Source organism: Flavobacterium sp. (genome assembly GCF_035456225.1).
Lineage (GTDB): Bacteria > Bacteroidota > Bacteroidia > Flavobacteriales > Flavobacteriaceae > Flavobacterium.
Genome location: NZ_DATIDM010000064.1, coordinates 1 through 11293 on the forward strand (window position 1 = coordinate 1; position 11293 = coordinate 11293).

Sequence of the window (11293 nt, forward strand, 5' to 3'; positions counted from 1 at the left end):
CGAAGATGGCAGTTTTCATTCCCAACTGTGCGCAACGGATTGCAGCAACATATCCTCCGGGACCTGAACCAATAACAACTACGTCAAATGAACTCATAGTATTTATTTTATGATGTGTTTTTAAAAAATTTCGAGTGACAAAATTAAGGAATTTTGTTTATACGGAGTCGGATTATTTAGGAAAATAAAGATGGTCGTTTTTTTGATTTATTGACCACGATACCAATCTTTTATCTTTACACATTACAGGTATTTTCCAATAAAAAATCTTTTACATATGAAAAGCCGTTGTATTTTTTACTTCACCAATCATAAAAGTACTGTGGGTACTCCCGATATGCTGCAACGTTGTGAGCTTTGTAACCATAAATTCGCGGTATTCTTCCATGTCTTTTACGCAAACTTTAAGGATGTAATCATAATCACCGCTAACATGGAAACATTCCAATACTTCATTGAGCTTAACAACCTCTTTCTCAAATTGATTAATGAATTCCCTTGTATGCTGTAATAATTTCAAATGACAAAACACCACAAATCCTTTTTCAATCTTATTTCGGTTAATCAAAGCAACATACTTATCGATTATCCCTTCTTTTTCAAGTTTTTTGATGCGTTCATACACTGCGGTAACCGAAAGATTTAATTTCAGGGAAAGCTCTTTTGTTGTCTGTTTACTATCTGATTGCAGCAGCTTTAGTAATTTTTTATCGATTGCATCAAATGTCATCGGAAGATTTTTTTTTGGTTTACAGGCCAAATTTAACAAATTGAATTCAATTTTAATCTTTAAATTCTAACTTTTATAGTTTTATTATCTAATTACAAACTCATATATTGATTTTTTTTCACAAATAACCTTATTTTGACTTTTTTATAACTAAAAACAACACACAGACGATATTTATCATGAAAAAATTTAATCCGGCAGACAATATTCAGGATTTACAATATTTTGGTGAATTTGGAGGCGTAAACCCTTCTATTTCTGACAGTTCAACTTATACTTTCCTTTCAGCAAAGACAATGTTTGATACATTTGAAGGCAATGCTGAAGGCTGTTATCTATATTCCCGTCATTCCTCTCCGAGTAACTTATATTTAGATAAAGCTTTGGCGGCAATGGAAGGAACAGAAAGCGCTAATGTTGCCGCTTCAGGAATGGGTGCCATCACTCCTACTTTATTACAATTATGTGGAAACGGTGATCATATTGTATCCAGCCGTACAATTTATGGAGGAACTTACGCTTTCCTTAAAAATTTCGCGCCTCGCATGGGCGTACAAACTACTTTTGTTGATATCACAAAATTAGACAAAGTTGAAGCTGCTATCACTCCAGACACAAAAGTATTATATTGTGAAACGGTAAGTAATCCATTATTGGAAGTAGCTGATATTGCTTCCTTGGCTAAAATTGCAAAAAAACACAACCTCAAACTGGTTGTTGACAATACGTTTTCACCATTATCGGTTGCCCCTGCAAAATTAGGTGCTGATATAGTAATCCACAGCTTAACAAAATACATTAACGGAAGCAGTGATACTGTTGGTGGTGTGGTTTGTGCTTCACAGGAATTCATCAATGATTTGAAAAATGTAAATGATGGCGCCAGTATGCTGTTAGGTCCGACTATGGACAGTTTACGTTCGGCTTCTGTGATGAAAAACCTTCGCACGCTTCATATCCGTATAAAACAACACAGTTATAACGCACAATACTTAGCTGAAAAATTTGAGGCAGACGGAATCAAAACGGTTTATCCGGGATTGAAATCACACCCAAGTCATGAAATCTATAAAACCATGATTAATCCGGAATACGGTTTTGGAGGTATGATGACAATTGATGTTGGTTCTTTAGACAAAGCCAACGCTTTAATGGAATTAATGCAGGAAAGAAACCTGGGTTATTTAGCGGTGAGTTTAGGATTTTACAAAACTTTATTCAGTGCACCGGGAACTTCTACATCTTCAGAAATTCCGCTTGACGAACAAAAAGAAATGGGACTGACAGACGGATTAATTCGTTTCTCCATCGGTTTGGACAACGACATTGAAAGAACTTACATGATGATGAGACAATGCATGGAAGAACTTTCGATTTTAAATAAGGAACTTTCGATTCTCAATAATTAAAAAGTTTATTTTGGTTTAAATGTAAATCCGCTTTTGAGTAATCATTAGCGGATTTCTTATTGTCTCTATATTCGAATTCATCACATAAAAAAATCGGCCGGATATTCTCCAGCCGATTTTTATTAGCTTTTATAAAAGTTTTTCTAATGCTTAATAACAACTTTTGTCGTAGTCAGTACATCATCAGAATAAATTCCTATAAAGTACAATCCGTCAGACACTTCCGAAGTATTAATGTTAAATACATTACCTCCTTCTACAGCATCTCTTTTTTCTACAATAATCTCTTTTCCGTAAAGATCCATCAATTTAACCTGAACTGGAGCCATTCTGTCTGATGAGAAAGAAATAGAAACGGTTCCGTTACCCGGATTAGGATATGCTAATAATTGGGAACGAGTCATAAATCTGGATTCTTGTGACCAATATGGTGCCACGGTAGTTCCATTTGCACAAACTGCTGATACCTGCCACGTATAAATTGCTCCAACATTCAAATTACTGATCTGGATTGAATTTGTAGTCGAAGTAACAGTGGTAAATGGTGCATCGCTGTAAGCAGGCTTGTATCGAACAATATAAGCAGTCACACCGGTAATAGCACTCCAATGAAGTAATGCTCCATTTTGAGTGATATTTGTTGCCGATAAATTAGTCGGAACCGGGCAAGCAGGTGTAGGACAAGCGGTTGTAGTAAACACTGCTCCAAGAGACCACGGACTTAAAACAACTGCACCGTTAGTCGATGAACCACAAATTTTCTGTGCCTGCCATTCATAAGTCGTATGACAAGTTAAATTTCCTAATTGGAATGGAACAGTTACATTATTCACTGTAATCCAGTTTGTTGAATTCGGACCGTGATAACGGATATTATATCTTCCGTCAGTTGCAGTTGTTCCAAAGTGAAGTACTGCCCCGTTCGGACTAATATTTGTTGCTGTTAAATTAGTAGGCGCCGCACAAGTTGTATCAGGACAAGCCGCTGTTGTAAATGCCGCTCCAAGAGACCACGGACTTAAAACAACTGCACCGTTAGTCGATGAACCACAAATTTTCTGTGCCTGCCATTCATAAGTTGTGTGACAAGTTAAATTACCTAATTGGAATGGAACTGTAACATTGTTGATCATAATCCATGTAGTTGAATTTGGACCATGGTAACGGATGTTATATCTTCCGCTGGTTGCAGCTGTTCCAAAATGAAGTACTGCCCCCGTTTGACTGATATTTGTCGCAGTTAAATTAGTCGGAACCGGACAAGTAGTAACAGGACAATCTGTAGTGGTGAAAATTATTGATGGTGACCAAGCACTTAAAATAGCTGTTGAATTATCAGCGTTGCTACAAACTTTTTGTGCCTGCCATTCGTATCCGGTATGACAAGTCAAATTACCCAATTGGTAAGGCATCGTAATATTATTGATAACAATCCAGTTTGGAGTATTCGGAACACGATAACGGATGTTGAAAATTCCGGTATTGGCAATAGTACCCAAATTAAGTACAGCACCTGTTTGGCTAATATTCGTTGTTGATAAATACGTCGGAACCGGACAAGTTGTAGGCACTGGACAAGCAGTTGTAGTAAATGCTGATCCAACGGACCAGGCACTTAAAGCACCTGTTGTAGTTCCTGAATTAGCGCAAACCTGTTGCGCTTGCCATTCATAAGTTGTATTACAAGTCAAGTTACCCAATTGATAAGGCATCGTAACATTATTAATTGTAATCCAAGTCGCAGAATTCGGACCGTGATAACGAATGTTATAGATTCCGGCAGGATTGGCAGTTGTACCCAAATTAAGTACCGCTCCGGTTTGGCTAATGTTCGTTGTCGATAAATACGTAGGAACCGGACAAGTCGGAACCGGACATGCAAGTGTTGTGAATGCAACTCCTGTTGACCAAGCACTTAAAGCCCCTGTTGTTGTTCCTGAATTAGCGCAAATCTGCTGCGCTTGCCATTCGTAAACAGTACCACAAGCTAAATTACCCAATTGATAAGGCATTGTAACATTGTTAACCGTAATCCAGTTCGTAGAATTCGGACCGTGATAACGAATGTTATACATTCCGGCAGGAGAGTTTGCTCCCAAAGAAAGAACCACTCCATTCAGACTGATGTTTGTACTCGTTAAATTGGTTGGTACCGGACAGTTTGACGTTGGACAAGCCAAGGTAGTAAATGCAGAACCAACCGACCATGCACTTAAAACAGGTGCTGTACCGGGAGTGTTAGAACAAACTTTTTGCGCTTGCCATTCATATCCGGTAAGACATGTTAAATTACCCAATTGGTAAGGCATCGTAACATTATTGATTACAATCCATGCTGTGGAGTTCGGGCCATGATAACGAATGTTGAACGTTCCCGTATTTGCAATGGTTCCTAAATTAAGAACCGCCCCGGTTTGACTGATGTTTGTTGTCGATAAATAAGTCGGTACAGGACAATCAGGTGGGGTTGAACAAGGCAAAGTAGTAAATGCCGCTCCAACTGACCAATCGCTAAAATTGTAATTTTGAGCACCGGTAATAGTACAAATCTGTTGTGCCTGCCATTCGTAAGCAGTTCCACAAGCTAAATTACCCAACTGAAAAGGAACCGTAACATTGTTTACAGTTATCCATGTTGTTGAATTCGGACCATGGTAACGGATATTATATCTTCCGCTGGTTGCAGTCGTTCCAAAATGAAGCACCGCTCCCGTTTGACTGATATTTGTCGCAGTTAAATTAGTCGGAACCGGACAAGGTGTCGGGGAAGTACAAGGAATCGTAGTAAAAACAGCTCCTGCAGACCAGGCTCCTAAATTTACAGCACCAGCCGAAGTACCACACACTTGTTGCAATTGCCACTCATAAGCCGTTCCGCACGTTAAATTACCTAATTGATACGGAATCGTAACATTGTTAAGAGTAATCCAATTTGTAGAATTTGGACCATGATAACGAATATTATACACTCCGCTAACAGTATTAGCACCTGTAGAAAGTACAGCGCCATTTTGACTAATGTTTGTTGAAGTCAGATTTGTAGGTGTCGGACAAGTTGGGGTAGAACAAGCCGTAGTAGTAAATGCTGCTCCTAACGACCAGGCACTTAAAACAGCCACATTATTAGGTGTTGTACCACAAACACGTTGTGCCTGCCATTCGTAGGCTGTATTACAAGTCAAACCACCCAACTGAAACGGAACGGTAACATTGTTCAGTGTAGTCCAGGTTGTAGTTCCCGGGCCATGATAACGAATATTGTATGTCCCTGCGTCGGCAGTTGTACCCAAATAGAGTACTGCTCCAGTCGGACTAATATTTGCTGACGTTAAGTTAGCGGGTGTTTCGCAATTTATCTGTGCCATTAATTTGGCCGGAACAGCCAAAAGAAGAACAAATAAGAGAAACATGATTCGAGTAAAGTTTTTTCCCATCTTATTCTTATTTAAGATTATACGAATTTAAAATTAACATTTTTTTATTATAAACAATACGTAAAACACTTGATAATAAATCGCGTTTTCTAACAAATTTGTTAAAAATGTAACTATTTTTCATGTGAATTGATTTTTAGGATTTCTTTACAACTTCAGAAATAAAGTTTATATAAATTAGCCCTCAAATTATTTTAATCAAACAATGAGAAAATTTACTTTAATTTTTCTTCTTACAGGTTCAGCCGTATTTGCTCAACGACCGCTTACCATAGAAGAAACTGTAATGGGTGGCAGAAAATTTGCTCCGACAACCCAAACTGCCCAGCAATGGCGTAAAGACTCTAAAGCTATCACTTATTTAAGTTCAGATTTTGCCACATTATTCGAAAAAAGTGCGGCAACTTCATGGAAAGAAACAACTTTAGCAACAAAATCGGAATTCGAAAGTGCGCTGAAAGCAAAATTCCCAAATGAAGAATTTTCAGTAAAAGCTTTTCCGATGGCAATAAACTGGAAAACAGCCAATACATTTGAAACCGAAATTGCCGGTAAAAAAAACAATTACAAAGTAATCTATGATGTTGTAGCTAAACAAATTACGAATGCAATTGCATTTGACGTTCAAGGTGTTTCAGCTATTTTCTCTGCTAACAACAATTCAGCATGGTTAAAAGGAAACAATATCAGAATTACAGATGCATCCGGGAAAATAATTGAAGTTACAAACGATGAAAACCAAGGAATTGTGAACGGTAACGATTATGTTCACCGTCAGGAATTTGGTATCGACCGCGGTATGTGGTGGAACGAAGCCGGAACACAATTGGCTTACTACAGAAAAGACGAAACTATGGTGGGCAACTACCCTATCGTTAACTGGAATGAGCGCGAAGCGGTAAACAAAGATGTTAAATATCCAATGGCTGGTATGACCAGTGAAAATGTTACACTTGTAATTTTTGATGTTGCCACAGGTAAAAAAGTTACCGTTCAGACCGGCGAACCAAAAGAGCAGTATTTAACCATGGTTTCATGGGAACCGACCGGTAAATACATTTTCATCGGAATTCTGAACCGTGAGCAAAACCACATGAAATTCAACAAATACGATGCAAAAACCGGTGCTTTCGTAAAAACATTATTCGAAGAAAAAGCTTCGACTTGGGTAGAACCGCAACATGCATTAACTTTTGTTCCGAATAATCCGAACCAGTTTATCTATCAGACAGATTTCAATGGTTTCAACCAGATGTATTTATACAATACCGATGGTAAACTATTGAAAAACCTTGCTTACAAAGATGTAATCGTAAAAGATCTATTAGGTTTTGATGCTAAAAACACAAAAATCAATTACATCGGAACGGCAAACAACGGATTAGACAGACAATTATTCCAGGTTGATATCAAATCCGGTAAAACAGTTCAGCTGACAAAAGTTTCAGGAACCCACAACGCTTCGGTTTCTTCAGACGGAACCCTGATTTTGGATCAGTACAGCAATGTTACTACTCCGAATGAGATTTCTGTTATCGACGTAAAATCAAACAAAGCAACCAATCTAATCAAAGCAGACAATCCATTTACCGGAAAAGTTGACATGCCGAAAATGGAATTGGTTACAATAACTTCTGCAGACGGTAAAACGCCGTTAAACGGAAGAATCATCTACCCTGCCAATTTTGATGCTACCAAAAAATACCCGGTAATGGTTTATGTTTACGGTGGTTCTCACGCTCAATTGGTAAACAATCGTTGGATGGGTGGCGGAGGCTACTTCGACTATTACATGGCACAACAGGGATATGTAGTATTTACGTTAGACAATCGTGGAAGTGATGCTCGCGGAAAGAAATTCTGTGATGTTAACCACCGTCAGTTGGGTGTAAATGAGATGGCCGATCAGATGAAAGGTGTGGAATTCCTTAAATCAAAATCGTTTGTGGATGCTGATAAAATTGGTGTTTTCGGATGGAGTTTTGGTGGATTTATGTCGACATCATTGATGACACAACACAATGACGTATTTAAAGTTGGTGTAGCAGGCGGACCGGTAATCGACTGGAAATACTATGAAGTAATGTACGGTGAGCGTTACATGGATACACCACAGGAAAACCCTGAAGGTTACGCAAAAGCTTCTTTACTAGACAAAGCTAAAGACCTTAAAGGACGTCTATTGGTGATTCACGGAGCTCAAGATCCGGTAGTAGTTCAACAACAGAGCATGAACTTTATCGAAGCTTGTATTAAAGCCGGTAAACAAGTAGATTACTTCTTATACCCTAACCACGAGCACAATGTGGCAGGAAGAGACAGAATCCACATGTATGCTAAAATCGCTGATTATTTCAATACGCATTTGAAGTAATAGACTTTTTAGAATATTAGAAAATCCGTCTTGTGAAAACAGGGCGGATTTTTTGTTTCAGCATTTCAATCAAACAAACAAATCTATGTTAAAGTACTGTCTATCATATGGTTTTTATCTGAACTTTGTAACTACAGTTATCTAATCTATAAACTAAAAAATTATGGTACCGCAGATTATTGAATTGGAAAAAAAATATTGGAAGGGAATGGAAAGCCACAATTACGAAACCGTAAAAAATCTTACCCATTTCCCTTGTATTGTAGCCAGTAAAAATGGCGTACAAAGCGTAGATGAGCCCACTTTTAAGAAAATGTTTGATTCCGGTGCAGAAACGAATATGAAAGTTGGTAAATTTTCAAGTGTGGAAACGCAGGAAATTAATGAAAACAGTGCGATTATAGCCTATCACATAGAAGTCGAAATGGCGGGTAAAAAGCAAAATTGTGCCTGCACCTCCACTTGGGTCAAAGAAAACAATAGGTGGCACTGCTCCCTTCATACCGAAACTGAATTGTTGAACTAAAAAAAATCCCGGGCTTTGCCTGGGATTTTCATGTCTTAATCTTCAACTGTCGGACTGATTCTGTTTAAATTCAGCTTACTGTTTTTATGGCTGAAACCAAAATAAATACTCAATCCGATTAAAAGCCATATGGTAAAATAAATCCAGTTCCAAACACTTAATTCGGCCATCATATATAAGCAGCTCACCAATCCTAATAAAGGAATTAGCGATAAATTCTGCTTCCACGACCAAACCGCAAAACCTAGCAGGGACAATAGGAAAATCCACATCGGAATCTTGTGTTTGAATAATGCAAAGCCGCTTTCATACTTCAAAGAATCCTCAATCGGCATATTATCAACTACAGTTTTATATCCCGCTTCATCTTGACTGATTTCACTCAACATTTCCTCCAAATCCGTTGATTTCGAATCTTTTTTGATAGTTGTAATATAATTAAACACCTCTTTAGTTTGGTTTTCATCCAATGAAGTAACTATCGTTCCGGCATCGTTAATTTGTTTTTCATTGGTTATGAAATTCATTGTATTCTCCTTGAACTTCGTAAATGAAACAACAAGTCCAACTACGATTAACAATGGAAAAACAAACTTCGAATTGATGTATGGCGTTTTAAATTTACCTCTCGGAATGTCTTTTTTGTTCTGTAAAACCAATACCCCTGCACAAACAAGAACGAAGGCAAACAAGGTTCCGATACTGCACAAATCCGTTACCATGGTAAGGTTCATAAATAAAGCCGGAATAGCTACCACAAAACCGGTTACAATTGTAGCGTAAGAAGGTGTATGAAACTTAGGATGAACTTTTGAAAAACGTTTCGGCAATAAACCATCACGGCTCATACTCATCCAGATACGGGGCTGTCCCATCTGGAAAACCAATAAAACACTCGCCATCGCCACAACGGCACTCACGGCAATGATACCCGACATCCATTTCAAATTCAATTTATCAAAAACAAAAGCCAATGGATCTCCTACATTTAAATCAGAATATTTTACCATACCCGTCAACACCAAGGCAATAATTACATAAAGAATCGTACAAATAATTATCGCCCACATCATCCCTCTAGGCAAATCACGCTGCGGGTTTTTACATTCTTCCGCTGTGGTAGAAATAGCGTCAAATCCGATATAGGCAAAGAAAACCGCCGAAACTCCTTTTAAGATTCCCGATACACCGTTTGGTGCAAAAGGCGACCAGTTCGCAGTATCTACATAAAAAATACCAACAGCTATAACCAATAAGATGATGCACAATTTTACGACAACCATCATGTTACTTGCATTTCTGGATTCTTTCATCCCTCTGTAAACCAACCAGGTAATCAATACGATGATAAGAAGCGCAGGTAGATCGGCAATTAAATGGAAAGAACCAATTGTAGGCGAAGTTGTCCATGCGGTATGGGCCATTTTTAAACTCTCACTCAAATTTTCATATGATTTCCCGCCCTGCATTAAAGCAACGGCCTCGTGATAGCCTTTTGAAGCGGAAAGATAATCCATCTGGATCCATTGCGGCAGGTACATTCCACCACTTTCGAGGAGTCCTGTAAAATAATCACTCCACGAAATCGCAACCGTAATATTTCCAATGGCATATTCCATAATTAACGCCCAACCGATTATCCAGGCAACGATTTCTCCAAAAGCAACATACGAATACGTATAGGCACTTCCCGAAACCGGAACCATCGAAGCAAATTCAGCATAAGCAAAGGCCGCAAAACTACAGGCCAAGGCGGTAAAAATAAACAGAAAAATAACTGCCGGACCACCATCTGAACTTGCTTTACCGATGGTACTGAAAATTCCGGCACCAATAATAGCTGCAATTCCAAAGGCCGTTAAATCCCTTGCTGTAAGATGCTTACCAAGAGAATGATGACCGTCAGATTGATTTTTGGCTACCTGCTCTAAAATGTCGGATACCGATTTCTTTCGGAATAAATTAGAAAATGACATAAATATAGTTCCTGTATTTTGATAGTTCTTTAATAAATAACCCAAAAAAACAGCAGATTATCAATGTTTTTTCGGTTAAACAAATATATAAAACCAATTGCATAAATAACATTGCAGCATTGAAAAATGTAAAAAATAACATCACAATAAGTATTTGCTATCATTAAATAAGAAATTATAATAACAATAACAGTAATGCAATTCAGGAATCGCTAATTTTGCACTGTTAAAAAAAATAATCTTTAAAAACCGATACATTATGTCATTAGTTGGAAAAAAATTCCCAAACATTACCGTAGATGCAATTTCAGAAATGGGTGATAACTTAAGAATCAACGTTCTTGAAGAAGCTACAAAAAACAATAAAAAAGTATTATTATTCTGGTATCCAAAAGATTTCACTTTCGTTTGTCCAACAGAATTACACGCTTTCCAGGCTGCTTTACCTGAGTTCAATGCAAAAAACACTATCGTAATAGGTGCTTCTTGTGACACTAACGAAGTTCACTTTGCATGGTTAAACACTCCAAAAGCTAACGGTGGAATCGAAGGTGTAACTTACCCTTTATTGGCTGATACTACAAGAAACTTATCTACTGCTTTAGGAATTTTAGATGCTGAAGAAGTATTCAACGAAGAAACAGGAGATTATTTAATCGAAGGTTCAAACGTTCCTTACAGAGCGACTTACCTAATCGACGAGACTGGAAAAATCTTCCACGAAAGCGTAAACGATATGCCATTAGGACGTAACGTAAACGAATACTTAAGAATGGTTGATGCTTACACTCACATCCAAACTAAAGGTGAAGTTTGTCCTGCTAACTGGGAAGCTGGTAAAGAA

8 protein-coding genes are annotated in these 11293 nt (G+C 37.9%); 4 read left to right on the forward strand and 4 right to left on the reverse strand.

Features of this window, described 5'->3' with window-relative positions; all coding sequences use genetic code 11:
• Window positions 1-97, reverse strand: a 97-nt coding sequence (locus tag VLB74_RS03735; RefSeq protein ID WP_325202127.1) for an FAD-binding protein, incomplete at its 3' end; no start/stop codon positions are given.
• Window positions 98-271: 174 nt separating this feature from the next.
• Window positions 272-730, reverse strand: coding sequence for an Lrp/AsnC family transcriptional regulator (locus VLB74_RS03740; protein ID WP_325202120.1), 459 nt, complete (start codon window positions 728-730; stop codon window positions 272-274).
• Window positions 731-909: 179 nt separating this feature from the next.
• Between VLB74_RS03740 and VLB74_RS03745 the strand changes: the two genes are divergently transcribed.
• Entirely contained in the window at window positions 910-2139 is a 1230-nt protein-coding gene (locus tag VLB74_RS03745) for an aminotransferase class I/II-fold pyridoxal phosphate-dependent enzyme (protein ID WP_325202121.1), read from the forward strand.
• Between the two features lie 143 nt (window positions 2140-2282).
• On the opposite strand, the gene VLB74_RS03750 is transcribed toward VLB74_RS03745, so the two are convergent.
• A complete protein-coding gene (locus VLB74_RS03750) occupies window positions 2283-5573 on the reverse strand; it encodes a fibronectin type III domain-containing protein (RefSeq protein WP_325202122.1) in 3291 nt (1096 codons plus the stop codon).
• A 205-nt stretch (window positions 5574-5778) separates the two neighbouring features.
• On the opposite strand from VLB74_RS03750, the gene VLB74_RS03755 reads away from it, so the two are divergent.
• On the forward strand, window positions 5779-7947 hold the full coding sequence (locus VLB74_RS03755; protein ID WP_325202123.1) for a S9 family peptidase: 2169 nt from the start codon (window positions 5779-5781) through the stop codon (window positions 7945-7947).
• Window positions 7948-8110: 163 nt separating this feature from the next.
• The gene (locus tag VLB74_RS03760) at window positions 8111-8473 is read left to right on the forward strand and encodes a nuclear transport factor 2 family protein (protein WP_325202124.1); all 363 of its coding nucleotides are present in this window, start codon (window positions 8111-8113) and stop codon (window positions 8471-8473) included.
• A gap of 35 nt (window positions 8474-8508) precedes the next feature.
• On the opposite strand, the gene VLB74_RS03765 is transcribed toward VLB74_RS03760, so the two are convergent.
• The gene (locus VLB74_RS03765) at window positions 8509-10449 is read right to left on the reverse strand and encodes an amino acid permease (protein WP_325202125.1); all 1941 of its coding nucleotides are present in this window, start codon (window positions 10447-10449) and stop codon (window positions 8509-8511) included.
• Between the two features lie 259 nt (window positions 10450-10708).
• Here VLB74_RS03765 and VLB74_RS03770 point away from each other — a divergent pair.
• Window positions 10709-11293 (forward strand): peroxiredoxin (locus VLB74_RS03770; RefSeq protein WP_325202126.1); only part of this gene is annotated, 585 nt, incomplete at its 3' end.

Coding starts and splice junctions, on each gene's coding strand:
- VLB74_RS03760 (WP_325202124.1), top strand. CDS start 8,111: ATGGTACCGCAGATTATTGAATTGGAAAAAAAATATTGGAAGGGAATG.
- VLB74_RS03745 (WP_325202121.1), top strand. CDS start 910: ATGAAAAAATTTAATCCGGCAGACAATATTCAGGATTTACAATATTTT.
- VLB74_RS03740 (WP_325202120.1), bottom strand. CDS start 730: ATGACATTTGATGCAATCGATAAAAAATTACTAAAGCTGCTGCAATCA.
- VLB74_RS03755 (WP_325202123.1), top strand. CDS start 5,779: ATGAGAAAATTTACTTTAATTTTTCTTCTTACAGGTTCAGCCGTATTT.
- VLB74_RS03750 (WP_325202122.1), bottom strand. CDS start 5,573: ATGGGAAAAAACTTTACTCGAATCATGTTTCTCTTATTTGTTCTTCTT.
- VLB74_RS03765 (WP_325202125.1), bottom strand. CDS start 10,449: ATGTCATTTTCTAATTTATTCCGAAAGAAATCGGTATCCGACATTTTA.